Annotated in this window: 26 protein-coding genes and 1 other RNA gene; 18 read left to right on the forward strand and 9 right to left on the reverse strand. The window is 67.8% G+C overall.

The annotated features are described in order from the left end of the window. The first annotated feature begins 9 nt into the window (after positions 1-9). Positions 10-789, forward strand: coding sequence for a sulfite exporter TauE/SafE family protein (locus VGV58_RS17660; RefSeq protein ID WP_326875338.1), 780 nt, complete (start codon positions 10-12; stop codon positions 787-789). A 48-nt stretch (positions 790-837) separates the two neighbouring features. On the opposite strand, the gene VGV58_RS17665 is transcribed toward VGV58_RS17660, so the two are convergent. Beyond that, positions 838-1,581, reverse strand: a complete 744-nt coding sequence (locus tag VGV58_RS17665; protein ID WP_326875339.1) for a YebC/PmpR family DNA-binding transcriptional regulator — start codon at positions 1,579-1,581, stop codon at positions 838-840. Positions 1,582-1,759: 178 nt separating this feature from the next. Between VGV58_RS17665 and VGV58_RS17670 the strand changes: the two genes are divergently transcribed. Then, complete coding sequence (locus VGV58_RS17670) at positions 1,760-3,112, forward strand: globin-coupled sensor protein (RefSeq protein WP_326875340.1); 1,353 nt, start codon at positions 1,760-1,762, stop codon at positions 3,110-3,112. Positions 3,113-3,220: 108 nt separating this feature from the next. Here the strand turns inward: VGV58_RS17670 and fba are convergent, their stop codons facing one another. The 6 genes from fba to tkt form a co-directional block, all read right to left on the reverse strand. Continuing rightward, positions 3,221-4,303 carry a class II fructose-bisphosphate aldolase gene (fba, locus tag VGV58_RS17675; RefSeq protein WP_091838959.1) on the reverse strand — a complete coding sequence of 361 codons (1,083 nt, stop codon included), beginning with the start codon at positions 4,301-4,303 and terminating at the stop codon, positions 3,221-3,223. A 136-nt stretch (positions 4,304-4,439) separates the two neighbouring features. Then, positions 4,440-5,633 carry a phosphoglycerate kinase gene (locus VGV58_RS17680; RefSeq protein WP_326875341.1) on the reverse strand — a complete coding sequence of 398 codons (1,194 nt, stop codon included), beginning with the start codon at positions 5,631-5,633 and terminating at the stop codon, positions 4,440-4,442. An 11-nt stretch (positions 5,634-5,644) separates the two neighbouring features. Then, positions 5,645-6,214 (reverse strand): putative glycolipid-binding domain-containing protein, encoded by a 570-nt coding sequence (locus VGV58_RS17685; RefSeq protein ID WP_326875342.1) that lies wholly within the window; start codon positions 6,212-6,214, stop codon positions 5,645-5,647. Next, positions 6,211-6,675: a hypothetical protein gene (locus VGV58_RS17690; RefSeq protein WP_326875343.1), complete on the reverse strand. Its 465-nt coding sequence runs from the start codon at positions 6,673-6,675 to the stop codon at positions 6,211-6,213. The genes VGV58_RS17685 and VGV58_RS17690 overlap by 4 nt, the downstream gene beginning before the upstream one ends. A gap of 70 nt (positions 6,676-6,745) precedes the next feature. Then, positions 6,746-7,756, reverse strand: a complete 1,011-nt coding sequence (gap, locus tag VGV58_RS17695) for a type I glyceraldehyde-3-phosphate dehydrogenase (protein WP_326875344.1) — start codon at positions 7,754-7,756, stop codon at positions 6,746-6,748. 108 nt (positions 7,757-7,864) lie between these two features. Next, the gene (tkt, locus tag VGV58_RS17700) at positions 7,865-9,868 is read right to left on the reverse strand and encodes a transketolase (protein WP_326875345.1); all 2,004 of its coding nucleotides are present in this window, start codon (positions 9,866-9,868) and stop codon (positions 7,865-7,867) included. Between the two features lie 259 nt (positions 9,869-10,127). On the opposite strand from tkt, the gene VGV58_RS17705 reads away from it, so the two are divergent. The 12 genes from VGV58_RS17705 to VGV58_RS17760 all read left to right on the forward strand — a co-directional run bounded on the left by VGV58_RS17705 (position 10,128) and on the right by VGV58_RS17760 (position 19,599). Beyond that, the gene (locus VGV58_RS17705) at positions 10,128-10,436 is read left to right on the forward strand and encodes a DUF4164 domain-containing protein (protein ID WP_326875346.1); all 309 of its coding nucleotides are present in this window, start codon (positions 10,128-10,130) and stop codon (positions 10,434-10,436) included. After that, entirely contained in the window at positions 10,436-10,804 is a 369-nt protein-coding gene (locus tag VGV58_RS17710; RefSeq protein WP_326875347.1) for a cell division protein ZapA, read from the forward strand. The genes VGV58_RS17705 and VGV58_RS17710 overlap by 1 nt, the downstream gene beginning before the upstream one ends. A gap of 78 nt (positions 10,805-10,882) precedes the next feature. After that, a complete protein-coding gene (locus tag VGV58_RS17715; protein ID WP_326875348.1) occupies positions 10,883-11,962 on the forward strand; it encodes a D-alanine--D-alanine ligase family protein in 1,080 nt (359 codons plus the stop codon). 71 nt (positions 11,963-12,033) lie between these two features. Beyond that, positions 12,034-12,189: non-coding RNA, 6S RNA (ssrS, locus tag VGV58_RS17720), on the forward strand. A gap of 4 nt (positions 12,190-12,193) precedes the next feature. Further along, positions 12,194-12,769 (forward strand): 5-formyltetrahydrofolate cyclo-ligase, encoded by a 576-nt coding sequence (locus tag VGV58_RS17725; protein ID WP_326875349.1) that lies wholly within the window; start codon positions 12,194-12,196, stop codon positions 12,767-12,769. A 183-nt stretch (positions 12,770-12,952) separates the two neighbouring features. Continuing rightward, positions 12,953-13,777, forward strand: a complete 825-nt coding sequence (locus tag VGV58_RS17730; RefSeq protein WP_326875350.1) for a TIGR00282 family metallophosphoesterase — start codon at positions 12,953-12,955, stop codon at positions 13,775-13,777. An 8-nt stretch (positions 13,778-13,785) separates the two neighbouring features. Next, positions 13,786-14,940 carry a benzoate/H(+) symporter BenE family transporter gene (locus VGV58_RS17735; protein WP_326875351.1) on the forward strand — a complete coding sequence of 385 codons (1,155 nt, stop codon included), beginning with the start codon at positions 13,786-13,788 and terminating at the stop codon, positions 14,938-14,940. Next, positions 14,937-15,590 carry a thiamine phosphate synthase gene (locus VGV58_RS17740; RefSeq protein ID WP_326875352.1) on the forward strand — a complete coding sequence of 218 codons (654 nt, stop codon included), beginning with the start codon at positions 14,937-14,939 and terminating at the stop codon, positions 15,588-15,590. The genes VGV58_RS17735 and VGV58_RS17740 overlap by 4 nt, the downstream gene beginning before the upstream one ends. Then, a complete protein-coding gene (locus VGV58_RS17745; protein WP_326875353.1) occupies positions 15,587-16,507 on the forward strand; it encodes a tetratricopeptide repeat protein in 921 nt (306 codons plus the stop codon). The genes VGV58_RS17740 and VGV58_RS17745 overlap by 4 nt, the downstream gene beginning before the upstream one ends. A 101-nt stretch (positions 16,508-16,608) precedes the next feature. After that, on the forward strand, positions 16,609-17,397 hold the full coding sequence (locus tag VGV58_RS17750; RefSeq protein ID WP_326875354.1) for an inositol monophosphatase family protein: 789 nt from the start codon (positions 16,609-16,611) through the stop codon (positions 17,395-17,397). A gap of 86 nt (positions 17,398-17,483) precedes the next feature. After that, positions 17,484-18,527 carry a flagellar motor protein MotA gene (locus tag VGV58_RS17755; protein WP_326875355.1) on the forward strand — a complete coding sequence of 348 codons (1,044 nt, stop codon included), beginning with the start codon at positions 17,484-17,486 and terminating at the stop codon, positions 18,525-18,527. 52 nt (positions 18,528-18,579) lie between these two features. Further along, on the forward strand, positions 18,580-19,599 hold the full coding sequence (locus VGV58_RS17760; protein WP_326875356.1) for a peptidoglycan -binding protein: 1,020 nt from the start codon (positions 18,580-18,582) through the stop codon (positions 19,597-19,599). A 21-nt stretch (positions 19,600-19,620) separates the two neighbouring features. Here VGV58_RS17760 and VGV58_RS17765 read toward each other — a convergent pair whose 3' ends face one another. Then, complete coding sequence (locus VGV58_RS17765) at positions 19,621-20,013, reverse strand: VOC family protein (protein WP_326875357.1); 393 nt, start codon at positions 20,011-20,013, stop codon at positions 19,621-19,623. Then, a complete protein-coding gene (locus VGV58_RS17770) occupies positions 19,973-20,317 on the reverse strand; it encodes an ArsR/SmtB family transcription factor (protein ID WP_326875358.1) in 345 nt (114 codons plus the stop codon). The genes VGV58_RS17765 and VGV58_RS17770 overlap by 41 nt, the downstream gene beginning before the upstream one ends. Positions 20,318-20,547: 230 nt before the next feature. Here VGV58_RS17770 and VGV58_RS17775 point away from each other — a divergent pair, with 230 nt between their 5' ends. From VGV58_RS17775 to VGV58_RS17790, 4 genes are all read left to right on the forward strand, one after another. Then, the gene (locus VGV58_RS17775) at positions 20,548-21,291 is read left to right on the forward strand and encodes a glucosamine-6-phosphate deaminase (RefSeq protein WP_326875359.1); all 744 of its coding nucleotides are present in this window, start codon (positions 20,548-20,550) and stop codon (positions 21,289-21,291) included. A 7-nt stretch (positions 21,292-21,298) separates the two neighbouring features. Then, entirely contained in the window at positions 21,299-22,321 is a 1,023-nt protein-coding gene (locus VGV58_RS17780) for an N-acetylglucosamine-6-phosphate deacetylase (RefSeq protein ID WP_326875360.1), read from the forward strand. 40 nt (positions 22,322-22,361) lie between these two features. Beyond that, entirely contained in the window at positions 22,362-23,552 is a 1,191-nt protein-coding gene (locus VGV58_RS17785; RefSeq protein WP_326875361.1) for an ABC transporter substrate-binding protein, read from the forward strand. Positions 23,553-23,903: 351 nt separating this feature from the next. After that, positions 23,904-25,658, forward strand: coding sequence for an ankyrin repeat domain-containing protein (locus VGV58_RS17790; RefSeq protein ID WP_326875362.1), 1,755 nt, complete (start codon positions 23,904-23,906; stop codon positions 25,656-25,658). The last annotated feature ends 17 nt before the right edge of the window (positions 25,659-25,675 follow it).

Here is a 25,675-nt window from a genome sequence, read left to right on the forward strand (position 1 = left end):
GGCGGCGTAATGACCGAACTCCTTCCCCTGCTCTTTCCCGGCGTCACGCTCCAGGGCATCGTCGTCCTCCTCGTCGCAACCTTTCTCGGCGGGCTGGTGCGCGGCTTCACCGGCTTCGGCTTCGCCATGGTGTTCATGCCGCTGGCCTCGGCCGTGCTCGGTCCCGTCGCGGCGCTCGGGCTGATCTGGGTGATCGACATGCCCTTCGCCTTGCCCATCGGGTTCCGGGCGGCCAAGCGCGCGGAATGGGGCGAGGTCATCCCCCTGCTGATCGCCGCGACGCTGACCCTGCCAATCGGCATCGCCCTGCTGACCTGGCTCGACCAGCAGACCATGCGCTGGATCCTGGCGCTGCTCGTGCTGGCGGCGGTCGCGCTGATGGCCTCGGGCTGGCGCTATCACGGCAAGCCCGGCATCCCGCTCTCGCTCGGCGTCGGGGCAGCGTCCGGCCTGTGCAACGGCCTCGCCAGCATCGGCGGCATGCCGCTCGCCGTGTTCTGGCTCGGCGCCCAGCGCAACGACCGGCACAAGACCCGCGCCAACCTGCAGACCTATATCGGCCTCAGCACCTTTGTCAGTGGCACGATCCTGGCGCTCAAGGGCATCATCACGCTCGCCTCGGCGCTGATGGCACTGCCGCTCTTTGCGATCTACGGCATAGGCCTCTGGCTCGGGACGCACGCTTTCGGCATCGCCTCCGAGCAGACCTTCCGCCGCATCGCCTATCTGACGATCTTCCTCAGCGCCCTCGTCAGCCTGCCGCTCTGGGATGCACTGATCGGGCGCTGACGGGAGCCGTCATGCTCGGGTTGGCCCGAGCATGACCATGGACAGGTCTCAGCCGAGCTTGGCCATGATGTCGTCGGCGATCTCGAAATTGGCGAAGACGTTCTGGACGTCGTCGTCATTGTCGAGCGCTTCCATCAGCTTCATCATCGAGGCCGCCTTCTCCTCGTCGAGCGGCGCCGTGGTGGTCGGCCGCCAGACCGGCTTGGCCGAAGCCGGGGCGCCGAGCGACGCTTCCAGCGCCTTGGAGACCTCGTTCAGGGCGTCGAAGGCACACAGGATGGTGTGGCCGTTCTCATCCGAGATCACATCGTCGGCGCCGGCCTCGATCGCCGCCTCCATCACCTTGTCGGCGTCCCCCGCCTCCGGCGCATAGCTGATCTCGCCGACGCGGTTGAACATGAACGAGACCGAGTTGCTCTCGCCCATCGCCCCGCCCGACTTGGTGAAGTAGGAGCGGACGGCGGAGGCGGTGCGGTTGCGGTTGTCGGTCAGCGCCTCGACGATCACGGCGGTGCCGCCGGGGCCATAGCCCTCGTAGCGGACCTCGTCATAGTTCTCGCCCTCGCCGCCGAGCGCCTTCTTGATGGCGCGCTCGATATTGTCCTTCGGCATGTTCTCGGCCCGCGCCGCCAGCACGGCCATGCGCAGGCGCGGATTCATGTTCGGGTCGGGCATGCCCATCTTGGCGGCGACGGTGATTTCACGGGCCAGCTTCGAGAACAGCTTGGAGCGCACCGCATCCTGCTTGCCCTTGCGGTGCATGATGTTCTTGAACTGTGAATGGCCGGCCATACGCCCTGATCTCCGCTGTTTATGCGCCGGCCGGCTTATACCCAGCCGGCTCGGCGCGAGGCAAGCGCAGCCGCAGCCTTTCCAATCTACTCGCTCTCCACGCCAGGCTTAAGCGTTTGTTGGCGAACTGCCAGCAATGTCGCTGTCGAGCCTCCCAGCGGAATCGAACACAGCGCGCATGAGCAACTCCATCGTCGAGCATACTGCGCGCCTGCGGACCTTCCGGATCGACGCCACCGACATCGGCCAGCTGCGGCAGCAGGCGGACTTCGCCCGCCGGCGCCTGCCGACACTGCTGCCGGAGCTGCACTCGCATTTCGAGGCCTGGCCCGAGATCCTGAGCGCCATGCAGCGGCCGGACGTGCATGAGCTGCGGCTGGCGCACTGGATCAGGCTGGTCTCGGGCGAGCTCGAGGACGGCTATCTGCAATCGGCGCACGCCCTCGCCAGCATCTTCAACGACAATGGCGTTCCCCCCCATGCCGTCGCGATCTGCCATGCGATCGTCGGCAACGCGGTCGGCGCCGAGCTCGGCCTGCTGCGTGACGGCCTCGCCAGGCTCAGCCATGTCTGGCAGGCCAAGGAATACAACCGGCGCATCGCCCTGCGCGCCGCTTTGAACAAGGCGATCCAGCTCGATCTCGAGCTGCTGCTCGAGACTTATAGCCACGTCCAGCACGAGAGCCGCGAGCGGACAAGGCGCGAGATCTCGGCCTTCGAGGTGACGATCCGGGAGGTCGTCGGCGCGGTGACCGGCAGCGCCCGCATCGTCGAGGACATGGCCCATACGATGAACGGGCTGGTGAAGGAGACCGGCACCCAGGCCGTCGCCGCCGCACGGGCTTCGGACGAGGCCTCCGACAATGTCGGCAGCGTCGCCAGCGCGACCGAAGAACTGTCCATCTCCCTCAGCGCGATTTCCGGCGAGGTTGCCCGCGCCACGACCAAGGCGCACGATGCGAGCAATGCGGCGCTGCGGACAGAGGCGATCGTCAAGGGGCTGGCGCAATCGGCGCAGACGATCGGCTCGATCGTCGACCTGATCCGCGACATCGCCGCACAGACCAATCTGCTCGCACTCAACGCTACCATTGAGGCGGCCCGCGCCGGCGAGGCCGGGCGCGGCTTTGCGGTCGTCGCCCAGGAGGTGAAGCAGCTCTCCGCGCGCACCGCCAGGGCGACCGACGAGATCGCCGCCCAGGTCCCGGCCATGCAGGCCGCGACACAGGAGGCCGTAGAGGCGATCGAGAGCATCGTCGGCTTCGTCGGCGACATGGACCAGACGACGCTGACGATCGCGAGCTCGGTCGACGAGCAGCGGGCTGCGACCCAGGAGATCGCCCGCAGCATCAGCTTCGCCTCGCAAGGCACGCAGGAAGTCGCTCAGGCCATCGCCAGCGTCAACGACTCCGCCCAGGCCGCCGGAACCGGCGTCGGCGAGATGCTAGGCCTCGCCCAGACCTTGGCCCAGCGGGCCGGGACGCTGACCGAAGCCTTCGAGAATCTGAGCAGGCAGAACCGCGTCGCCTGAGCGGAACCCGCTGCATCGGCCAGTCCGCCCACTTCCGAAACGAGAAACGCCCGGCCTGAGCCGGGCGTTCTTGTTCTGCGAAAGCCGGTGTATCGGCCTACAGGATCGTCACGCCGCCTTCCTGGCGCCGAAGGTCGGGTCGAGCTCGCCCTTGGCGTAGCGCTTGGCCATGTCGGCCAGCGTGATGACGCGCTTGATCTTCGAGGCCTGGCCGGCGGTGTTGAACTCCTCCAGCCGCTTCTTGCAGAGCGCGGTCATCGCCTCCATCGCCGGCTTCAGGTACTTGCGCGGATCGAACTCGCCGGGGTGCTCGGACAGGATCTTGCGGATCTGGCCGGTCATCGCCATCCGGTTGTCGGTGTCGATGTTGATCTTGCGCACGCCGTGCTTGATGCCGCGCTGGATCTCCTCGACCGGCACGCCCCAGGTCTGGGGCATCTTGCCGCCATACTGGTTGATGACGTCCTGCAGGTCCTGCGGCACCGAGGAGGAGCCGTGCATGACCAAATGCATGTTCGGCAGCTTCTTGTGGATCTCCTCGATGACATGCATCGCCAGGATCGCGCCGTCGGGCTTGCGGGTGAACTTGTAGGCGCCATGCGACGTGCCCATGGCGATGGCGAGCGCATCGACCTTGGTCTCGGCGACGAACTTCACGGCTTCGTCGGGGTTGGTCAGGAGCTGGTCGTGGCTGAGCTTGCCCTCGAAGCCGTGGCCGTCCTCCTTCTCGCCCTCGCCTGATTCAAGCGAGCCGAGCACGCCGAGCTCGCCTTCGACCGAGATGCCGCCGAGATGGGCCATGTCGGTGACGGTCTTGGTCACGCCGACATTGTAGTCCCAGTCGCCCGGGGTCTTGCCGTCGGCCTTGAGCGAGCCGTCCATCATCACCGAGGTGAAGCCGGCCTGGATCGCGGTCATGCAGGTCGCCGGCTCGTTGCCGTGGTCGAGATGCACGCAGACCGGGATATGCGGATAGATCTCGGTGACCGCGTCCATCATGTGCTTGAGCATGATGTCGTTGGCGTAGGAGCGCGCGCCGCGCGAAGCCTGGATGATCACCGGCGCGTCCGTCGCGTCGGCAGCGGCCATGATCGCGAGCGCCTGCTCCATGTTGTTGATGTTGAAGGCCGGAACGCCATAGTCGTTCTCGGCAGCATGGTCGAGCAATTGGCGAAGCGTGATGCGGGCCACGATGATCCTCCGGTTGGGCTCTGCTTTATCCGGAGGGTTTAGAATCGAACTGTGGCAGACGCAAAGCGAAACCAGCCAGAAAAGTGAACGCGATCAGCGGCCGCGTGCTTTCAGCACCCCGACGCGCTCCTCTCGCTCAGCCCTTCCGCAGCGCCTCGACGCCCGGCAGGGCCTTGCCTTCCATCCATTCGAGGAAGGCGCCGCCAGCAGTCGAGACGTAGGTGAGGTCCTCTGCGACCTCGGCATGGTTCATCGCCGCGACCGTATCGCCACCGCCAGCAACAGCGACGAGCCTGCCGTCGCGGACGCGCTCCGCCACGGCCTTTGCCACCGCGACCGTCGCGGTGTCGAAGGGCGGTAGCTCGAAGGCGCCGAACGGCCCGTTCCAGACCACCGTCTTCATGGTGTTCAGCTTGAGCACGACCTCGGCGACGCTGAGCGGGCCGGCATCGAGGATCATCTCGTCGGGACCGACTTCGCCGATCGAGACGACGCGATGGCCGGGGTTGGCCCTGAATTCGCGCGCCACCAGCGCATCGACAGGCAGGATGATCTCGCAGCCGGCTGCCTTGGCCTTCGCCTCGATCTCGCGGGCGGTCCCGGCGAGATCGTGCTCGCAGAGCGACTTGCCGACATTGACGCCGCGGGCGGCGAGGAAGGTGTTGGCCATGCCGCCGCCGATGGCGAGCACGTCGACCTTCTGCACGAGGTTCCCGAGCAGTTCGAGCTTGGTCGAGACCTTGGCGCCGCCGACGATCGCCATCACCGGCCGGGCGGGATTGTCGAGACCGGCCGAGAGCGCTTCCAGCTCGGCCTGCATGGTGCGCCCGGCATAGGCCGGCAGCAGATGCGCCAGACCTTCGGTCGAGGCATGGGCGCGGTGGGCGGCCGAGAAGGCGTCGTTGACATAGAGATCGCCATTGGCGGCGAGCGCCTTGACGAATTCGGGGTCGTTCTTCTCGTCGCCGGCGTGGAAGCGGGTGTTCTCCAGCAGCAGGATCTCGCCATTCTTGGCCGCAGCGATCGCCTTCGGCGCTTCCGTGCCGATGCAGTCGCCGACGAAGATCACCGGCTGGCCGAGCGCATGCGCCAGCGCCGGCACGACCTGACGCAGGCTGTTCTTCTCGTCGCGTCCCTTCGGCCGGCCGAAATGCGCCAGCAGGATGACCTTGCCGCCCTTCTGCGCGATCTCGCGGATCGTCGGCAGGATGCGGTCGATGCGGGTGGTGTCGGTGACCCTGCCCTCCTCCATCGGCACGTTGAGATCAACGCGGACGAGGACACGCTTGCCGGCGAGATCGGCGTCGTCGAGGGTGCGGAAAGCGGGCATGGCGGGCTCTCTTACAGGCGTTGAAACAGGCTGGGATAATCGATGACGAGGCCGTCCTCGTCGACCGGAAGCTCGGCGGTGAAACTGCCATCGGCCGTCTCGAACCGGAAGAGCCTCGGCGCGATGCAAGTGTAGATCTGCTCGGTGACGAACGGCTCGAAGCTGTCGAACGGTACGAACAGCATGGCGATGCGCCGTTGCTCGCCCGGTTCCCAGGCGAGGCGGCGGATCGGCAGCGTGTTGGTGAAGGGCGTGGCCGAGAGGTCGATGTCGATACAGGCGTCGAAAGCCGGCAGATGACCGCTCGACCTGTCGTGCCAGGCGCCGTCGCGCCGGGTCATGGCGAGACCACGACCATCGGTCGTCGCGATCTCGAAGGAGCGGACCGCAAAATCGGCGTCGCCATCGATGCGATAGCGCGCACCGAAGCGCTGTCCCTCACGTTCGCCGAGGATCACGGCATCGGCGCGAAAGCCGTTCGCCTGCGCGCGCAATGTCAGATGTTCGAGTCCGTCACCTTCCAGCGCCCGCCAGCGGACACTGCGCCCGTCCGCAAGATCGGCGGCCGGGCGAAAGCTCATCGCGGCAGGATCGGCGGCAGCACGCCGGGAACGCCGCTCTTCAATACGATCACCGTCAGGATAACGGTCAGAACCGCCGTGACGATGCCGGTGAGCAGCAGGGCGCCGAAGCGCGGGGTCGAATTGACGCGCTGGCGCAGGGCCGAGAGCTCCTCGCGCAAGCCGGCGAAGTCCATGGTGCCGGCGGCAAGATCGACCTTCTGGGCGCTGCGCTCCAGCGAGGCCTCGGCGCGGGTCAGCACCGCCTCGTAGCGCGCGAACTTCTCCTCGATCCGCGCAGTCTTGTCCTCGATGCGCGAGAGCTGGTCGAGCTTGCGCGGATCGCTCGGCGCGAGCGGCTCAGCCGGCTTCGCCTCTGTGGCGCGCGCCGCGGCGATCTCCGCCATGCTCGGGGCCGGCGGCACGATGACGGCCTCGGGAGACGTGGTCGACGTGGCGACGGTCGGCTCGATCTTGTTCATTGCGCGGTCCGTTCCTCGGCGGCGTGGAGGCGGCCGCACCAGATAGGCGCGGCCGCAGCGTTTGTATGGATCAGATGAGCTTCGCCATGGCGACGGCGGTGTCGCTCATGCGGTTCGAGAAGCCCCACTCATTGTCGTACCAGGTCAGGATGCGGACGAGCTTCTCGTCCAGGACCTTGGTCTGGTCGAGCGCGAAGGTCGACGAGGCCGGATCGTGGTTGAAGTCGATCGAGACGTTCGGCTGATCGGTGACGGCGAGGATGCCCTTCAGGGCGCCGCGCTTGCTCGCCTTGATGATGGCGTCGTTGATCTTCTCGACCGTGGTCTTGCGCTTCGAGATGAACTTGAAGTCGACGACCGAGACGTTCGGCGTCGGCACGCGGATCGAGGTGCCGTCGAGCCGGCCCTTGAGCTCGGGGATGACGAGGCCGATCGCCTTGGCGGCGCCGGTCGAGGTCGGGATCATCGACATCGCGGCGGCGCGGCCGCGGTAGAGATCCTTGTGCATCGTGTCCAGCGTCGGCTGGTCGCCGGTATAGGCATGGATCGTGGTCATGAAGCCCTTGTCGATGCCGACGGCGTCATGCAGCACCTTGACCACCGGCGCGAGGCAGTTGGTCGTGCAGGAGGCGTTCGAGACGACGATATGGTCCTTGGTCAGGGCCTCGTTGTTGACGCCGTAGACGACCGTGAGGTCGGCGCCGTCGCAGGGCGCCGAGACCAGCACGCGCTTGGCGCCAGCGGCGAGATGGGCCGCCGCCTTGTCGCGGGTGGTGAAGATGCCGGTGCATTCCAGCGCGATATCGACGCCGAGCGCCTTGTGCGGCAGGTCCTTGGGATCGCGGATCGCGGTCACCTTGATCGGGCCGCGACCGACATCGATCGTATCGCCGGAGACCGTCACGGTGCCGGGGAAGCGGCCATGCACGGAGTCGAAGCGGAAGAGATGGGCGTTGGTCTCGACCGGGCCGAGATCGTTGATCGCCACGACCTCGATGTCCTTGCGCTTCGACTCGATGATCGCGCGCAGCACGTTGCGCCCGATACGGCCGAAGCCGTTGATCGCCACCTTGACCGTCATCTCAATCCTCTCCTTCGCCATTCGCCGGCAGAGCCGGCGTCATTCACGCGGGCAAATCGGCCAAACCATGGCGGAACGCAAGGGCAGGCCTTAAAAATTTCAAGGAGGTCAGCCGTTGTGACGCTTGATCGCGGCCTCGGCCACCGCTTCCGGCGTGATGCCGAAATGCTTGAAGACCTCCTTGTAGGGCGCACTCGCGCCGAAGGAGGACATGCCGACGAAGCCGCCATCGGCGCCGATCACGCCATCCCAGCCGAAGCGCACGGCGGCCTCGACCGCGACCTTGACCGGGGCGTCGCCGATGACCGCGGCCTTGGTCGCATCATCCTGCTCCAGCAGCGCTTCCAGCGAAGGCACCGAGACGACGCGGGCGCGAATGCCCTTGTCGGCCAGCAGCTTGCGGGCAGCGACCGCGATCTCGACCTCGGAGCCCGAGGCGAAGAGCGAGACCTGCGCCTTGCCACCTTCCGCCGCCAGCAGCTCATAAGCGCCCTTGGCCGAACGGTTCGTCGCCGAGGCGTCGGTGCGGACCGGCGCGAGGTTCTGGCGCGAAAGGGCGAGCACAGTCGGCCCGTCAGTGCGCTCCAGCGCGATCTGCCAGGCTTCCGCCGTCTCGATCGCATCGGCGGGACGCAGCACGCGCATGTTCGGCATGGCGCGCAAGCTGGCGATCTGCTCGATCGGCTGGTGGGTCGGCCCGTCCTCGCCGAGGCCGATCGAATCATGGGTCATGACGTAGACGACCGGCAGCCCCATCAGCGCGGCGAGCCGCATCGACGGGCGGGCATAGTCGGCGAAGACCAGGAATGTGCCGCCGGCGGTGCGGAAGCCGCCATGCAGGGTGATGCCGTTCATCGCCGCGGCCATGCCGTGCTCGCGGATGCCGTAGCGGACATAGCGGCCCTTCGGGGTCTTCGGCGTGAAGTCCTCGGCCGCCTTGGTGCGCGTGTTGTTGGAGGGCGTCAGGTCAGCCGAGCCCATCACCAGCTCCGGCATGACCGGCGCGATGGCTTCGAGCGCCAGTTCGGACGCCTTGCGGGTCGCGACCGTCACCGGGTTCGCCGCCAGCGCCTTCTTGTGGGCGACCAGCGTCTTGGCGAGCTTGGCCGGCACAGTATGGGCCAGGCGACGCTCGAACTCGCCGCGCTTGCGCTCGGACAGCGCCGCCAGGCGCTCGTTCCAGGCCTTGCGTTCGGCGAAGCCGGTGGCGCCGAAGCCGCGCCAGGCCTTGAGCACGTCGGCCGCGACCTCGAACGGCCCGCCAGTGATGCCGAGCGCCTTCTTGGCGGCGGCGAGCTCTTCGGCGCCGAGCGGCTCGCCATGCGCCTTGGAGGTGCCGGCCTTCTTCGGCGCGCCGAAGCCGATCACGGTCTTGCAGGCGATCAGCGTCGGCTTGTTCGACTTCTGGGCGCGGCGGATCGCCGCCTCAATCGCGTCGGGATCATGCCCGTCGACCCGCTCGGCCTTCCAGCCGCAGGCCTTGAAGCGCGCGACCTGGTCGACCGAGTCGGAGATCGAGAGCGGTCCGTCGATCGAGATGCCGTTATCGTCCCAGAGCACGATCAGCTTGTTCAGCTTCTGATGGCCGGCGAGCGCGATCGCCTCCTGGCTGATGCCCTCCATCAGGTCGCCGTCGGAGGCCAGCACATAGGTCTTGTGGTCGACCAGCTTCTTGCCGAACTCGGCGGCGAGCATGCGCTCGGCCATCGCCATGCCGACCGCGGTGGCCAGTCCCTGGCCGAGCGGGCCGGTGGTGGTCTCGACGCCGGCGGTCATGAAGTTCTCGGGATGGCCCGGCGTCTTCGATTCGAGCTGGCGGAACTTCTTGAGGTCGTCGAGCTCCATGCCGGGCGTGCCGGTGAGATAGAGCAGCGCGTAGATCAGCATCGAGCCATGGCCGGCAGAGAGCACGAAGCGGTCGCGATCCGGCCAGCGCGGCTCGGCCGCATCATATTTCAGGATGCGGGTGAACAGCACGGCCGCGACATCGGCCGCGCCCATCGGCAGGCCGGGATGGCCGGACTTGGCCTGCTCGACGCCGTCCATGGCGAGGGAGCGGATGGCGTTGGCGAGCCGCTCGTGCTGGGCGCGGTCGATCGCAGGCGTCGTCATGGAATCTCTCCGGCGGGGGCGGAACGAGGCTCGTACCGAAGCTGGCCGGCGGCGAGCAGCGAACTCTTGAGAAAAAAGGTCGCGCGTTCGATAGGCCGCCCGCTCAAGCGGAGTCAATTCGCCTGCAAGGACGCAGATATCGAGTTTTCCCCACGCTTCGATCGGACCGCACCGGCCAAAGCGCTTTTCACGGCGATATTTGTTAAACTAGGCTTCCGAATCGGATGAGCCGGCTTCCCCGGCACGCAAAGGAAGAAGCGTGGCGTCTCCAGCACTGGATCACGCCCTGTCGCGCCTCGAAGGCGCGCTCGGCCAGCTCGAAGCAGCCGCCCGCAGACGGCTCGAGGTCGAGCGTGGCCGCGCCAATCTCGAAACCGAGCTCACCTTGATGCAGGACGATCGCGCCCGCCTCGCGGTCGAGCTCGACGGCGCCATGGCCCGGATCGGCCAGGTCGAGGGCGTGGCGCAGGAGGTCGACCGCAAGCTCGACCGCGCCATGACGGCGCTTGCCGAAGTGATCGCCCGCGTCGAGGTCCAACCCGACGAAGAAGCCGAGCAGGACGCCTGATGCCCCAGGTCAACGTCACCATCTCCGGCAAGGCCTACCGTATGGCCTGCGGCGAAGGCGAGGAGCCCCATCTGGAGGCGCTCGCCCAGCTCTATGACGGCAAGATCGAGGAAATGCGCCAGGCCTTCGGCGAGATCGGCGACATGCGCCTGCACGTCATGGCAGCACTGATGGTCGCCGACGAGGTCACCGAGCTGAAGAAGAAGGTCGAGACGCTGGAGGGCCGCCTGCACTCGCTGCAGGGCGATGCCGGCTTCGCCGACCAGCGCGCCGGCGAGGTCGAGGAGAAGGCCGCGGCCGCACTCAATGCCGCAGCCGAGCGCATCGAGAGCGTGGCGAAGAGCCTGCTGCCGGGGCAGACCGGCTGAACGGGACGACTGCTGCACCTATCGCCTTTGCAATTCCTCAATCATGCCCGACTGACGCTTCCGGACAGAAGCGAATCGATGAAGGCGGCGACGATGGGCGACAGGGTACGGGTGGCGGTTCTCCTCGGGGGCAGATCTTCCGAGCACGAGGTCTCGCTGATGTCCGCCGCCAATGTGGTCAAGGCGATCGACAAGGCGAAATACGACGTCGTGCCGATCCTGATCACCAAGGCCGGCGCGTGGCGCGAGCTCGAATTGCAGAATGGCGTCCTGCCCGACCCGATCCCGCAGGACGGCGCCGAGCTGTGCCTGCTGCCCGGCGGGAACGGGCGCCTGCTGCGCCTGCAGGACGGCGCCGCTCCGCAGGCACTGCCGAAGATCGACGTGCTCTTTCCGGTGCTGCATGGCCTCGACGGCGAAGACGGCTCGGTCCAGGGGCTGGCTCAGGTCGCCGGCATCCCGCTCGCCGGCTGTGGCATCGTCGGCTCGGCCAATGCGCTCGACAAGGACATCGCCAAGCGGCTGCTGCGCGAGGCCGGCCTCGGCGTCGCCCGCTCGCTCACCGCCCGGCTGGGCGAGGCGCTGAGCTTCGAACAGGCCAGCGCCGCGCTCGGCCTGCCGCTCTTCGTCAAGCCCGCCCGGCAGGGCTCCTCGGTCGGCGTCAGCAAGGCGACGGATGCCGAAAGCTTCCAGGCGGCGCTCGCGGAAGCCTTCCGGCACGATCGCGTGGTGCTGGTCGAGGAGTTCATCGCCGGCCGCGAGATCGAACTCAGCGTGCTGGAGCAGGCCTATGGTGAGACCATCGTCTCGCTGCCCGGCGAGATCGTCGCCGCCGCGAGCCATGGCTTCTACACCTATGAGGCCAAATATCTCGACGAAGACGGCGCCCGCGTCGAGGTGCCCGCCCATCTGCCGGAGGAAACGATCGCCAATCTGCAGGAGCTGGCCAAGCGCGCCTTCTATGCGCTCGGCTGCGACGGCATGGCCCGCGTCGACTTCTTCCTGCGGCCGGACGGCAGCGCGCTGGTCAACGAGGTCAACACCATCCCCGGCTTTACCGACATCAGCATGTTCCCGAAGGCGCTCGCCGCCAGCGGCGTCGCCTATCCCGACCTGATAGACCGGGTGATCCGGCATGGGATGGCGCGCGGGGCGTGAGGCGAAAAATCCTGACGGGTTTTCGCTGGCCGCCTCTGGCGCTTTGCCGGCATGCGCCCTACCTTGTCGCGGCGGGGCTGCCTGGTGCGTGCGAGTCATGTATTCCCGGGCCCATACGACTCCCTAGGGAGCTGTCCCTGACTGGGTCCCTGGACCCGGACACACGGCGCCCACCTACTTTGTAGGTGTCCCGGGATCGAAATCTCCACGGCCGAGGTGGCTCCGCAGCCCATGACCGACAGCGTCTCTCTCGCCCCTTCCCCCCGCAAGGCAGCGCTCCGCGTCGAGGCGCTCGCCCGGCGCGATGCCCTCGAGCTCGACGACCGCCTGATCTGGGATGAGGCCATCGTCGAACGTGTGCTGGCACTCCCAGTATTCACGCAAGGTCCCGTCTCCGCCTATTGGCCGATGCGCTCGGAGGCCGATCCGCGCCCGATCCTCGAAGCCCTTCACGAGCGCAGCCTGCCGCTCTGCCTGCCCGCGATCGCCGGGAAGCGCATGCATTTCCGGCGCTGGGCGCCCTGGGAGCCGATCGTTCCCGGCGGCTTCGGCACGCTGGTGCCGGCTCCCGAGCAGCCCGAGATCAGGCCGACGATCCTGATCGTCCCGCTCGCCGCCTTCGACCGGCGCGGCTACCGCATCGGCTACGGCAGGGGCTATTACGACCGCGCCATCACCGAGCTCGAACCGACCCTGACCATCGGCATCGCCTACGCCGCACAGGAGATCGCCGAAGTTCCGGCCGAGCCGCATGATCGCCGCCTCGACTGGGTTGTCACGCAGGACGAGGCGATCCGCTGCGGTTGATTTCGCCGCGGCGATCACGTCATTAGCGGCTGCGCCTTTCCTTCAAGACGCCGCCGTCCCGCCGTGTTTTCTCGAAACCGCAAAGTTGTCACCGCGCGGCCTGGGAAGAACCGGGACGATCGGCTTGCGTGAAAGCGCAACGGGACGGGCCGTAATCGGACAGCTCAATGGTTGGATCGTGATATGCGTCTGCTCTTTCTCGGTGACATTGTCGGGCGCGCCGGCCGCCTCGCTGTCCAGGATCGTCTTCCCGGCCTGCGCGAGCGCTGGAAACTCGACTGCGTCGTGATCAATGGCGAGAACTCCGCAGGCGGCTTCGGCATCACCGAGGCGATCTGCGACGAGACGCTTGCCGCCGGCGCCGATGTCGTCACGCTCGGCAACCATTCCTGGGACCAGCGCGAGGCGCTGGTCTTCATCGAGCGCCAGCCACGCCTGATCCGCCCGGCGAACTATCCGCCCGGCACGCCCGGCCGCGGCGCGACCGTGATCGAGGCAAGGAACGGCGCCCGTGTCCTCGTCGTCAACGTCATGGGCCGGCTGTTCATGGACGCGCTCGACGACCCCTTCGCCGCGCTGGAGCGCGAGCTCGCCGCCTGCCCGCTCGGGGATGCCGCCGACGCCGTCATCGTCGACGTCCACGCCGAGGCGACCAGCGAGAAGCTCGCCATGGCCTATTACCTCGACGGCCGCGCCAGCCTCGTCGTCGGCACCCACACCCATGTCCCGACCTCGGACACCCGCGTGCTGCCGGCCGGCACCGCCTACCAGACCGATGCCGGCATGTGCGGCGACTACGAGTCGATCCTCGGCATGCAGAAGGAAGAGGCGATCCGCCGCTTCCTGCAGAAGACGCCGGGCTCGCGGCTGGAGCCGGCACTCGGCGAGGGCACGCTCTCCGGCATCGCGGTCGAGACCGACGACCGCACCGGCCTCGCCAAGGGAGCCTGGCCGGTGCGCCTCGGCGCCACGCTCGCCGAGACCTGGCCGGCTGCCTGGGACGCATAGGCCGACCGATGTCGCAGTTCTTCTCCGCCCTGGTCGCCGCCTTCGTCGGCTACTCGGCCTCGGTCGCGGTGGTGCTCGCCGCCGCGCAGGCGATGGGCGCCACGCCGGCGCAGACCGTCTCCTGGGTGGCGGGCCTCGCCATCGCGCAGGCGCTTGCCGGCTTCTTCCTGTCCTGGCGACACCGCATGCCGATCATCTGCGCCTGGTCGACGCCTGGTGCGGCGCTGATCGCCTCTGCCAGCGGCGCCGATATCGCCTCGGCCGTCGGCGCATTCCTCGTTGCCGCGGTGCTGATCATGGCGACCGCTGCCTTCCGCCCGCTTGGGGCGCTGGTCGGGCGCATTCCCATGAGCATCGCCTCCGCCATGCTGGCCGGCGTGATCTTCCGCTTCGTCGTCGCCGTCTTCGACGAGATGCGGCTGCAGCCGATCCTGGTGCTGACGCTGCTCGTGGTCTTCCTGCTGGCGCGGCTGTGGAGCCCCTTCCTCGGCGTGATCGCGGCTTTGGGCGCGGGGCTTGCGCTCGCCTTCGCGACGGGCACCGCGACGCTGCCGGCCGGACCCGTCGCCCTGACCCATATCGAGCTGATCGTCCCGCATCTCGATTTCACTGTGATCGCCGGCATCGGCATCCCGCTCTATCTCGTCACCATGGCGGCGCAGAACCTGCCGGGCTTCGCCGTACTGCGTGCCGCCGGCTACCAGCCGCCGACGGCCTCCTGCCTGTTCGTCACCGGTCTGATGTCCTTCCTGACCGCGCCGACCGGCGCGCATATGGTCAACATGGCGGCGATCAGCGCCTCGATCTGCACCGGCGCCGACACGCATCCCGACCCGAAGGAACGCTGGAAGGCCGGCATCTGGTATGCGCTGTTCTACCTCGCTATCGCCGCCACCACGGGCCTGTTGCTGGCGCTGATCCTCGCCATGCCGAAAGCGCTGATCGTCGCCGTCGCCGGCCTCGGCCTCGTCGGCTCGCTGACAGGGGCGCTCGGCCAGGCGATGGGTAGGGACAAGGACCGCTTCGCCGCGGTCGTCACCTTCGCCGTCGCCGCCTCCAGCCTGTCGCTGTTCGGGGTCGGTTCGGCCTTCTGGAGCCTGGTCGCCGGGCTTATGGTCTTGACATTGGACCACGCCGCGGGCCGTTTGCGCGGACGATCATGAACACATCTGTCCCCCGCACCCGCCTGATGCTCGTCACGCCGCCGATCTCCGATCCCGGCGCCATTTCCTTTCGCCTGATGCAGGCCTTCGCCGGCGGCGATGTCGCCGCCGTGCTGCTGCGGCTCGCGCCCGGCGACGAGCGCAGCCTGACCGAACGGGTCAAGGCGCTGGCTCCGCCGGTGCAGGCGCAGAACGTCGCCCTGGTGGTCGAGGCCTCGGCGCAGGTCGCCAGCCGCGGCGGCGCCGACGGCGTCCATCTGACCGCGGGAGCCGAAGCCATCGCCGAAGCCCGCTCCAGCCTGAAGCAGGAGCGCATCATCGGCGCCGGAGGCTTGCGCTCGCGCCATGACGCCATGGATATCGGCGAGACCGGCGTCGACTACGTGATGTTCGGCGAGCCGCGGGCGGACGGCTCGCTGCCGGCACTGCCGGCGGTGATCGAGCGCGCCTCCTGGTGGGCCGAGATCTTCGAGACGCCCTGCATCGCCTATTGTCCGGATGCCGAGTCGGTTCCGGCCCTGATCGAGACCGGCGCCGAATTCATCGCCCTCGGCGAATGGGTCTTCGCCGAGGATGTCGACATCCGTGCAGCGGTCGCGCAGGCCGATGCCGCGATCGCCGCGCAGCACGCCCGCAGGACGGCGCGATGAGGCTTGCGCTCGCAGCGCTCGCCCTGACGTTCGCCCTCCCAGCCTCCGCGGCGGAGCCGGACCTCGCCTACGGCGCCTACCAGGCCGGACACTACCGGCGAGCCCAGGCGGAAGCCCTGAAGCGGCTCGAGGCCGATCCGAAGGACGCCGCGGCGATGACGCTGCTCGGCGAGATCTACCGGCAGGGGCTCGGTGTCCGCATCGACCCCAAGGCCGCGGCCGACTGGTATCGCCTCGCGGCAGAGAAGGGCGACATCAACGCGATCTTCGCTCTCGGCATGGCGATGCTGGAAGGTCGTGGCCTGACGCGCGATCCGAAGGCCGGCGGCGCCCTGCTGGAGAAGGCAGCCGCCGCCGGGCATCCCGCCGCCAACTACAATCTCGCCCTTGCCCTGCTCGCAACCGGGCGGCCGCAGGACGACCAGCGCGCCATCGCCTGTCTCAGGATCGCTGCCGCGGCCGATCTCGCCGACGCCCAGCACGCGCTCGGCGTGCTCTACAAGATGGGCCGCGGCGTCGCGCAGGACGATACCGTGGCGGCCGAATGGATGGGCAAGGCAGCCGCCAACGGGCTGATCGCCGGCGAAGTCGAATATGCGATCATGCTGTTCAACGGCGACGGCGTCGCCAAGGACGAACGCGCCGCGGGGAAGCTCTTCATACGTGCCGCCAACAAGGGCAACGCCATCGCCCAGAACCGGCTGGCCAAGCTCTACCAGTTCGGCCGCGCCGTCCCGCCCGATCTCTCGGAGGCGGCGGCCTGGCACCTCGCCGCGCGCGCCCAGGGCCTTGCCGACGCCACGCTCGACCAGGTTCTGGAGCGGCTTTCGCCGGAGCAGCGCGCTCGCGCCGCCCGCCTCGCCGCCGACCGGATCGAGGCCACGGCCTTGACGACGCCGAGCCAACCGAGCAAGTGACGGCTTGAAGCCGCGCCGCGCTGCACCTGCAACTCGGCCGCTACCGCTCTTTGATAGCCTGTTCCGTTCTGCCGCGCCTGTCGCGCCCCGAGGTTTGACCTATGATCCGCTCCCCCCTGATGACCGTGATGACCGATGCCGTGATGAAGGCGTCGCGTTCGCTGAAGCGCGATTTCGGCGAGGTCGAGAACCTGCAGGTCCTGGCCAAGGGCCCGGGCGATTTCGTCTCCAAGGCGGACCACAAGGCCGAGGAGATCCTGCGCGCTTCGCTGGAGAAGGCCCGCCCCGGCTATGGCTTCGTCATGGAGGAGAGCGGCATCGTCCAGGGCACGGACGAAAGCAATCGCTGGCATATCGACCCGCTCGACGGCACCCACAACTTCCTGCGCGGCATCCCGCACTGGAACATCTCGGTGGCGCTGGAGCGCGACAACCAGTTCATCGCCGGCGTGATCTACGACGCCGCCAAGGACGAGCTCTTCATCGCCGAGAAGGGCAAGGGCGCCTATGTCAACAACCGCCGCCTGCGCGTCTCCGGCCGGCGCGAATCGGCGGACATGCTGATCGGCATGGGCGTGCCGCATATCGGCAAGGGCGGCCACCCGCTGTTCCTGAAGGAGCTCGGCGCGGTGATGAGCCGCTTCGCCAATGTCCGCCGCATGGGCTCGGCCGCGCTCGACATTGCCTATGTCGCCGCCGGCCGCATGGACGCCTATTGGGAACGCGGCCTCAACACCTGGGATTTCGGCGCCGGCGCGGTGATGGTGCGCGAGGCGGGTGGCACCTTCGGCACGCTCGACGGCAAGCAGCCGACCTCGGCCAAGGACGTGATCTGCGGCAACGAAGCCGGCGAGCCGGCGTTGCGCGCAGTCCTCAAGACGGTTCTTTGACGAAACTGAGGCCGTTTTCGGCTTGATCCCGGCGTGGCGGGAGGCGACAGTCGCCGCCGCGACGAAACCGGATCGGATGAGCAGGTATGGCCAATGACGAGGCGGCCCCGGAGGTCCCGCCGCTGGAGCCCCCAGCGACGAGCCCCAATCGGCCGCAGACGTTCCGCTTCTCCCGCCCGCTGCGCTATTTCTTCCGCGCACTGGTCTTCCTCGCGCTGATCGGCTTCCTGATCTTCATCCTGCAGGACGGGCTGCGCACCGCCTTCATGACCAATCCGGGCCTCAACGGCCTGATTGTCGGCGCGCTCGCGGTCGGTGTGCTGCTGTCGCTGCGCGAGCTCTGGCGCATCGACAGCGAAGCCCGGGCCGCCACCCGCCTCGCCACCGACCCGTCCGGCGCCACGCTGCGGCGCAACCAGGTGATCAGCCCGCTCGCCCCCGTGCTGCCGGCGCTGGAGCAGCGCAGCCTCGCCCCCAGCCAGGCGGCGACCCTGCTCGAATCGATCGCGGTCCGGCTCGACGACGGCCGCGAGGTGCTGCGCTATCTCGCCGGCCTGCTCGTCTTCCTCGGCCTGCTCGGCACCTTCTGGGGCCTGCTCGAGACCGTCTCCTCGGTCGGCAACGTCATCAAGAGCCTGCGCACCGGCGCGGAGGCCGGCGTGCTCTTCGACGAGCTCAAGGCGGGCCTTGCCGCCCCGCTCGCCGGCATGGGCCTCTCGTTCTCATCCTCGTTGTTCGGCATCGCCGGCTCGCTGATCCTTGGTTTCCTCGACCTCCAGGTCGGTCAGGGCCAGCGCCGCTTCCGCAACGAGGTCGAAGGTTATCTCGGCACCGCCACGGCGCATTCCGCGACGATTCCGCTGGCGATGCCGGTCGCCGGCCCGACTGTCGCCGGCGACGTCGTCGTCGAGCGCCTCGACAAGCTCCAGGCCGCCATGCAGGACGGCTCCAACAACCGCGCGGCGACGCAGGCGCTGGCCAATCTCGCCGAGGGCATCCAGGGCCTCGTCCAGCACATGCGCTCCGAGCAGCAATTGATCCGCGACTGGGTCGAGGCGCAGGCCGCGCGCGAGAAGGACCTGAAGCGCCTGATCGAGCGCCTCGCCGCCGAGCGCGTGAGCGAGTCATGAGCCTGCCATGGTGCTGCGGCATCGCAGGGGCGACTGAGAGGGAAGGCTGAGCATGGCCCTGTCGCGCTCGCATCGCCGGGAAGAGGTCAATTTCTGGCCGGGCTTCGTCGACGCGCTCTCGACGATGCTGATCGGCATCGTCTTCCTGCTCTCCGTCTTCGTCCTCGGCCAGTTCTTCCTGTCGCAGGAGATCTCCGGCCGCGATACGGTGCTCGACCGGCTCAATCGCCAGATCTCCGAGCTCAGCGACCTGCTCGCCCTCGAGCGCTCCAGCGGCAAGGAGGCGAAGGATTCGCTGGCCCTGCTGCAATCCTCGCTCGCCAGCGAGCAGGCCGAGCGCGCCCGCGTCCAGGGCCTGCTCGACGGCGCTGCCCGCGCCAACGCGCCGACCCAGCTTGCCGATACGCAAAAGGCGCTCGACGCCGAAAAGCAGCTCTCCGCCAAGGCGCAGGCCACCGTCGAGCTGGTCAACCAGCAGATCGTCGCCATGCGCCGCCAGCTCGCCGCGCTGGAGGAGGCCATCGCCGCCTCCGAGGCGAAGGACAAGGAATCGCAGGCGCGTATCTCCGAGCTCGGCTCGCGCCTCAACGTCGCACTGGCCCAGCGCGTGCAGGAACTGGCGCGCTATCGCTCCGACTTCTTCGGCCGCCTGCGCCAGGTGCTCGGCACGCGGCCCGACATCCGCGTCGTCGGCGACCGCTTCGTCTTCCAGTCGGAGGTGTTCTTCGATGCCGGCCAGGCCGTGCTGAAGCCGGAAGGCCGCGGCGAACTCGACAAGCTCGGGGCGATCATCGCCGATCTCGCCCGCGAGATGCCGCCCGACCTGCCCTGGATCCTGCGCGTCGACGGCCACACCGACAACCGGCCGATCCGCTCGCCGCAATTCCCGTCGAACTGGAGCCTGTCGACCGCGCGCGCCGTCGCCGTGGTCGAGTACCTCGTCAGCAAGGGCATTCCCGCCGACCGCATCGCCGCGACCGGCTTCGGCGAATTCCAGCCGCTCGACGTCGCCAACAATGACGACGCCTGGCGCCGCAACCGCAGGATCGAGTTCAAGATCACCGAGCGGTGACGGAGTCGGAACGCGCGCGCCTCAATGCCGCTGGGCGATCTGGATCAGGTTGCCGCAAGTGTCGTCGAACACCGCGGTCGTGACCGGGCCGAGATGGACCGGCGGCTGGGTGAAGGCGACGCCCAGACCCGCAAGCCTCTTATGCTCGGCATGGACATCCTCGACCCCGAACGACGTCGCCGGGATGCCGTCGGCCACGAGCGCGCTCTTCCACGGCTTCGCCGCCGGATGCTCGTCGGGCTCGAGCAGGAGCTCGACGCCGTCGGGGTCACCGGCGGAGGTCAGGGTGAGCCAGCGATGATGGCCCATCGGGATGTCGTGCTTCAGTTCGAAGCCGAGGATGTCGCGGTAGAAGCGCAGTGCCTTCTCCTGGTCATCGACCAGCAGGCTCGTCACGACGATCTTGATCGGCATCGCTCGTCTCCTTCTCCGGCGGCTCGGCCAGCGGCCGCATCCACACATCCCACATCCGGCGCAGCGGCGAGCGTTCGAGGAAATGGTGTTTGCTACGCCAGCGCCATTCGGTCCGCAGCAGACCGGCCTCCTCCAGCACCTGCAGATGCTTCGACAGGGCCTGCCGCGACAGGCTCGCCCCGTGCCAGCTGATCAGGCGGACATGCAGTTCGAACAGCGTCTGACCGTCACGCTCGGCGAGCTCGTCCAGCATGCGCCGGCGCGTCGGATCGGCCAGCGCCCGGAAGAGGCGATCGAAGTCCATGACTTGTTGCTAGCACGCCGACTGCAGTCATGCAACTGAATGGTTACATGATGACGCCCCATAGGCGCCATCGTCGGCTGAGCGCAAACCTATGCGCGCAGATCCCGCAAAAAGCGGCGGCACGCCATGCCTTCACGCTAGGTGCATCGTCCCGCGTCCATGCTAGGCTTACGACTGGTATGGTAGTATCCCAGACATAGAACGCCGCAGCCGTGCCGGGCAGGAGCAGCATGATCGATATCCGCATCACCCCCGACAAGAACGAGCTCGGCCGGCAGGCCGCTGCATTCGGCGCCGAGGCGATCCGCGCGGCGATCGCGCGCCATGGCGAGGCGACGATCATCGTCGCCACCGGCGCGAGCCAGTTCGAGATGCTGCAGAATCTCGTCGTGGCCGAAGGCATTGACTGGTCGAAGGTCACCGCCTTCCATCTCGACGAATATGTCGGCCTGCCCGAGAGCCATCCGGCGAGCTTCCGCGGCTATCTCAGGGAGCGCTTTCTCGCCCCGCTCGCGGTCAAGCCGGCCTTCAATTTCGTCAATGGCGAGGGTGACCCCGCCGCCGAGACCAAGCGCCTCAACGCGCTGATCGCCGGGCGCCGCATCGACCTTTGCTTCGCCGGCTTCGGCGAGAACTGCCACCTCGCCTTCAACGACCCGCCGGCCGATTTCGAGACCGAAGAGCCCTATATCGTCGTCACGCTCGACGAGGCCTGCCGCAACCAGCAATTCGGCGAGGGTTGGTTCGAGAGCTTTGCCGCCGTACCGGAGCAGGCGATTTCGATGAGCATCCGCCAGATCCTGAAGAGTGAGCTGATCATCCTTTCAGTGCCGGACGCCCGCAAGGCGCAAGCGGTCAAGGATGCGCTCGAAGGCGAGATCACCCCGCTGCACCCGGCCTCGATCCTGCAGCGCCATCCCAACACAGTGCTGTTCCTCGATCCGCCGGCCGCCTCGCTGCTGAAGACGGGCTGAGGCGGATATGCCCGTCTCGCCCGGCCTGGTCGACCTCCAGATCAACGGTTTCGCCGGCGTCGACTTCAACGACCCGGCGATCACGGCGGCCGATCTCGACCAGGCGCTGGAGGCGATGCTCGCGACCGGCGTCACGCATTGCCTGCCGACGATCATCACCGCCCATCCGCATGAGCTGGTCGAGCGCTTTCGCGCGCTCGACGCCGCCGTCGCCGGCAGCAGGCTCGGGGCGCTGATGTGCCCGGGCTACCATCTCGAAGGGCCGTTCCTGAACCCGGCGCCGGGCTATCATGGCTGCCATCCGCCGCAGGCGATGACGGGGGCCAGGCCCGAGCTGATCGCCGAGGTCGAGCGCGGCCTGTCGCGGCCGATCCTCATGGTGACGCTCGCCGCCGAAAGCGAGGGCGCCGTCGCCCTGACCAAGACCCTGGCCGATGCCGGCAAGATCGTCGCCATTGGTCACTCCGCTGCCGACTTCGATCAGGTCGCGGCGGCAGCCGATGCGGGGCTCTCGCTCTCCACCCATCTCGGCAATGGCGTGCCGCAAACGCTGCACAAGCTTGCCAACCCGATCTTCGCCCAGCTTGCCGAGGACCGGCTGATGGCCGGCTTCATCGCCGACGGCATCCATGTCCATCCCAAGGCACTCGCTGCGCTGATCCGGGCCAAGGGCTTCGAGCGCTCGATCCTGGTCACCGATGCGGTGGTCGCCGCCGCCGCACCGGTCGGCCGCTACCATTTCGCCGGCATGGCCGTCGATCGCATGCCCGATGGCTCGGTACGGCAGGAAGAAGGCCTGCTCGCAGGCTCGGCGCTCTGCCTCGACGAGGCCATCAGGAATGTCGTCGCCTGGGGCATCGCGACGCCCACCCAGGCTTTCGCCATGGCCTCCGACCATGCGCTCGCCGCGATCCGGCCGGCGCTGTCGGCGCATGGCCTCGTGCTTGCGAAGGGTGAGGTCGAATGGTCGGATGATCTCTTCGTCCGGCGCGTCCGTCTCGCCGATCAGGAACGCCGCTACGACGCATGAGCGCCGCCATGGACGGCGCAACAACAAGAGGGGAAGGCAAATGACCAGGCATCTCAAGGGTATCGACCGTCGCACCGTGCTCGGCGGCTTAGGGGCGCTCGCCGCCGGCGGGCCGGCGCTCGCCGCTTCGCCGCCGCTGCCGACCAGCCCGGTCGTGATCAGCGTCATGGATGTCGGCGGTGCGCTCGCCTTGATGCAGAAGGCCTTCGAAGATTACCGCACGGCCAATCCCAAGCTGGTCTCGCGGATAGCCTTCGTGAAGGCCCCTGCCCCCGAGCTCGCCAGCAAGCTCAAGGCGCAGCAGGATGCCGGCAAGGTCGATCTCGACCTGATCCTGACCGGCAGCGACGGCCTTGCCGCCGGCCTGGAGCAGAAGCTCTGGCAGAAGATCCTGCCGGACTTTTCCGACAAGTTCCCGAACATCGAGGCCAATTACGAGCCGGCCGCGCTCAACCTGCACAAGGCGCAGGGCGACGGCTTCGGCGTCGTCGTCAATTACTATCCCTCCGGCCCGCTGCTCGAATACATGCCCGACCGGGTCAAGAACGTCCCGACCACGGCCGAGGAACTGCTCGCCTGGGCCAAGGCCAATCCGAACAAGTTCATGTATGCCCGCCCGACCAATTCCGGCCCGGGCCGCACCTTCATGATGGGCCTGCCCTATCTCCTCGGCGACAAGGACCCGCAGGACCCGGTCGGCGGCTGGGACAAGACCTGGGCCTATCTGCAGGAGCTCGGCCAGTACATCGAGTACTACCCGGCCGGCACAGGCGCGACGATGAAGGAGTTCGGCGACGGCTCGCGCGACATCATCATCTCGACCACCGGCTGGGACATCAATCCGCGCGCACTCGGCATCGTGCCGAAGGAAGCGAAGATCCAGACGCTGAAGGGCTTCCACTGGGTCTCCGACGCCTTCTTCATGTGCGTGCCGAAGGGCCTGCCCAATGACCGGCTTGCCGTGGTGCTCGACATCATGGCGCATGTGCTGACGCCGAAGATGCAGGCTTATTCCTATGACGAGGGCTATCTCTATCCGGGCCCGGCGGTGAAGAACGTGCCGCTCTCGCTGGCGCCGGAAGCGAGCCAGAAGGTCATCGCCGAGTTCGGTCGGCCGGAATATGCCGACCTCATCGCCAACAACCCGATCGAGCTGCCGTTGAAGCCCGACAAGATGGTCGTCGCCTTCCGGAAATGGGACGAGCTGGTGGGGGCGAAGCGGGCGAAGTGAGGCTCCACGCGAAACCCCTCTCCCGGATGGGAGAGGGGCAGGGGTGAGGGACCGCCGCTGATCGCTGAAACGCGCGAGTGCCGTAGCACCTTCTATTGGTAGGGCAGGCCCTCATCCGGCGCTCCACGCCACCTTCTCCCATCCGGGAGAAGGAAAAGGCGTCGCGGGTCCGCATTGTCACCAATTGACTTCCCTGTCCTCCTGCGCTTTTCATCGCCGCAGAGCGCATGGGGCGCCACCAGTCCGCGGCAAGGGAGCCTGCTCCCACCCATATCTTGAGCGAAGACATCGCATCATCGCTTTCTTCCGGCCTGTCGAGCGGACATCAGGCTTTTCTCGGAAGGAAGACCCATGTCTGATCCCACCCGCGAACTCACGCCCCGTTCCAACCTCGAAACCGTCCGCCGTCAGGCCAAGCGCTGGCTGAAGGAGATCGAGGCCGGCGACACGGAGGCCCTTGCCCGCTTCCGCAAGCTGATCCCGAACCATGCCGGCGCGCCGAAGCTGCGCGAGGTCCAGCACGCGCTCGCTCGCGACTATGGCCTCGCCAACTGGGCGGCGTTGAAGCAGGAACTCGCTGCGCGCGAGGTCGCAGCCCGCGGCCATGCAGCGCTCGTCGCGCTGTTCCTGGAGAAATCGGCGCTGCGCTACGGCGTCAGGCCGGGCACGCAAAGCTGGGGCGAGTACGAGGCCGACCGGCCGGCGCGCGGCGCGCTGGCGCAGCGCCTGCTGGAACGCCATCCGGAAATCATCAGCGACAGCATCCACACAGCCGTCGCCGCCCATGATCTCGATACCGTTCGTGGCTTTCTCAGCAAGGATGCGGCACTCGCGGACAAGCCGAGCGGATTCGATGGCTGGACGCCGCTCGTCCGCCTCGCCTTCACCCGCCTGCCGAGCGAGGAGCTGTCCCGCAACGCCGTCACGATCGCGCAGCTCCTGCTCGACCATGGCGCCGACCCGAACGCGCTGTTCAGCGACGGCACCAACCATTTCACCCCGTTGACCGGTGTCATCGGCGGCGGCGAGAACAGCCAGCCGCCGCATCCGCAGGCGCAGGCGTTGGCACGGTTGCTGATCGCGCACGGCGCCGATCCGCTCAATGGCCAGGCGCTTTACAACTCCTCGCTCGGCGCCGACGACGTCACCTGGCTCGATCTGCTCTGGAACGAGACGGAGAAGCGCGGCGAAACCCAGCGCTGGCATGAGCCCGTCCGCGAATTGCCCGCGCCGCCGCTCGACTACCTGCTCGGCAATGCCGTGCCACGCCAGCCCAGGCGCGCCGCCTGGCTGCTCGCCCATGGCGCCAACGCGCAGGCGCTCAACGCCTATTCGAAGCAGAGCCTGGTCAGGCAGGCCATGCTCGACGGCCGCAGCGATCTCGTGCGCCTGCTCGTCGACAATGGCGCGAGCCCGGTCGAGCTCGATGGGCAAGAGGCCTTCACCGCCGCGGTCGCCCGCGGCGACGAGACCGAGGCCCATAGCCTGCTCGCGGGCAATCCGGAGTTCCGACTGAACCCCGCGCCGCTCTTCGTTGCGATCCGGCAAGGCAAGCCCGAGATCGCAGCACTCGCCTTGCACCTGGGCGTCTCGCCGGATGCACAGACTCGCGATGGCGTCCGCGCTTTGCACGAAGCTGCCGGGAACGATGCGATCGAGATCGTCGCGCTCTTGGTCAAAGCAGGGGCAGAGATCGATCCGATCGAGCGTCCCTATGGCTCGACCCCGCTCGGCTGGGCAAGGCATCAGGGCGCCAGCGCCGTGCAGGTCTATCTGGCCTCGCGCAGCCGCGACATCCAGGCTCTGTGCGAAGCCGCCGAGATCGAGCGGCTGGAAACGCTCTTCGCCGAGGAGCCGACGCTCGCCAATGCGCCGGCGCGGGCCGGCGAGCCGCCGCTATTCTGCCTGCCCGACGACGACACCAGCGCCTGCGATCTCGTTGAGTTCCTGCTGGGAGCTGGTGCCGATCCGGCGGTGCGCAACGCGGAGGGGCTGACGCCGGCGCACATCGCACGCAAGCGTGGGCTGCTGGATGCCGCGGCGCTGCTGGAAGCTCACATTCTCCCCTCGGGGGAGAAGGTGGCAGCGCGAAGCGCTGACGGATGAGGGAAGGACGGGCCGTA

Source organism: Allobosea sp. (assembly GCF_035944895.1).
Lineage (GTDB): Bacteria > Pseudomonadota > Alphaproteobacteria > Rhizobiales > Beijerinckiaceae > Allobosea.

What these genes read in the sequence shown, in the direction of transcription:
- VGV58_RS17730 (WP_326875350.1), top strand. Translation starts at nt 12,953, where the DNA reads ATGCGTCTGCTCTTTCTCGGTGACATTGTCGGGCGCGCCGGCCGCCTC.
- VGV58_RS17735 (WP_326875351.1), top strand. Translation starts at nt 13,786, where the DNA reads ATGTCGCAGTTCTTCTCCGCCCTGGTCGCCGCCTTCGTCGGCTACTCG.
- VGV58_RS17790 (WP_326875362.1), top strand. Translation starts at nt 23,904, where the DNA reads ATGTCTGATCCCACCCGCGAACTCACGCCCCGTTCCAACCTCGAAACC.
- VGV58_RS17755 (WP_326875355.1), top strand. Translation starts at nt 17,484, where the DNA reads ATGGCCAATGACGAGGCGGCCCCGGAGGTCCCGCCGCTGGAGCCCCCA.
- VGV58_RS17775 (WP_326875359.1), top strand. Translation starts at nt 20,548, where the DNA reads ATGATCGATATCCGCATCACCCCCGACAAGAACGAGCTCGGCCGGCAG.
- VGV58_RS17765 (WP_326875357.1), bottom strand. Translation starts at nt 20,013, where the DNA reads ATGCCGATCAAGATCGTCGTGACGAGCCTGCTGGTCGATGACCAGGAG.
- VGV58_RS17710 (WP_326875347.1), top strand. Translation starts at nt 10,436, where the DNA reads ATGCCCCAGGTCAACGTCACCATCTCCGGCAAGGCCTACCGTATGGCC.
- VGV58_RS17725 (WP_326875349.1), top strand. Translation starts at nt 12,194, where the DNA reads ATGACCGACAGCGTCTCTCTCGCCCCTTCCCCCCGCAAGGCAGCGCTC.
- VGV58_RS17685 (WP_326875342.1), bottom strand. Translation starts at nt 6,214, where the DNA reads ATGAGCTTTCGCCCGGCCGCCGATCTTGCGGACGGGCGCAGTGTCCGC.
- VGV58_RS17660 (WP_326875338.1), top strand. Translation starts at nt 10, where the DNA reads ATGACCGAACTCCTTCCCCTGCTCTTTCCCGGCGTCACGCTCCAGGGC.
- VGV58_RS17740 (WP_326875352.1), top strand. Translation starts at nt 14,937, where the DNA reads ATGAACACATCTGTCCCCCGCACCCGCCTGATGCTCGTCACGCCGCCG.
- VGV58_RS17780 (WP_326875360.1), top strand. Translation starts at nt 21,299, where the DNA reads ATGCCCGTCTCGCCCGGCCTGGTCGACCTCCAGATCAACGGTTTCGCC.
- gap (WP_326875344.1), bottom strand. Translation starts at nt 7,756, where the DNA reads ATGACGGTCAAGGTGGCGATCAACGGCTTCGGCCGTATCGGGCGCAAC.
- VGV58_RS17670 (WP_326875340.1), top strand. Translation starts at nt 1,760, where the DNA reads ATGAGCAACTCCATCGTCGAGCATACTGCGCGCCTGCGGACCTTCCGG.
- VGV58_RS17665 (WP_326875339.1), bottom strand. Translation starts at nt 1,581, where the DNA reads ATGGCCGGCCATTCACAGTTCAAGAACATCATGCACCGCAAGGGCAAG.
- VGV58_RS17715 (WP_326875348.1), top strand. Translation starts at nt 10,883, where the DNA reads ATGAAGGCGGCGACGATGGGCGACAGGGTACGGGTGGCGGTTCTCCTC.
- VGV58_RS17680 (WP_326875341.1), bottom strand. Translation starts at nt 5,633, where the DNA reads ATGCCCGCTTTCCGCACCCTCGACGACGCCGATCTCGCCGGCAAGCGT.
- VGV58_RS17760 (WP_326875356.1), top strand. Translation starts at nt 18,580, where the DNA reads ATGGCCCTGTCGCGCTCGCATCGCCGGGAAGAGGTCAATTTCTGGCCG.
- VGV58_RS17785 (WP_326875361.1), top strand. Translation starts at nt 22,362, where the DNA reads ATGACCAGGCATCTCAAGGGTATCGACCGTCGCACCGTGCTCGGCGGC.
- VGV58_RS17770 (WP_326875358.1), bottom strand. Translation starts at nt 20,317, where the DNA reads ATGGACTTCGATCGCCTCTTCCGGGCGCTGGCCGATCCGACGCGCCGG.
- VGV58_RS17750 (WP_326875354.1), top strand. Translation starts at nt 16,609, where the DNA reads ATGATCCGCTCCCCCCTGATGACCGTGATGACCGATGCCGTGATGAAG.
- VGV58_RS17690 (WP_326875343.1), bottom strand. Translation starts at nt 6,675, where the DNA reads ATGAACAAGATCGAGCCGACCGTCGCCACGTCGACCACGTCTCCCGAG.
- VGV58_RS17745 (WP_326875353.1), top strand. Translation starts at nt 15,587, where the DNA reads ATGAGGCTTGCGCTCGCAGCGCTCGCCCTGACGTTCGCCCTCCCAGCC.
- tkt (WP_326875345.1), bottom strand. Translation starts at nt 9,868, where the DNA reads ATGACGACGCCTGCGATCGACCGCGCCCAGCACGAGCGGCTCGCCAAC.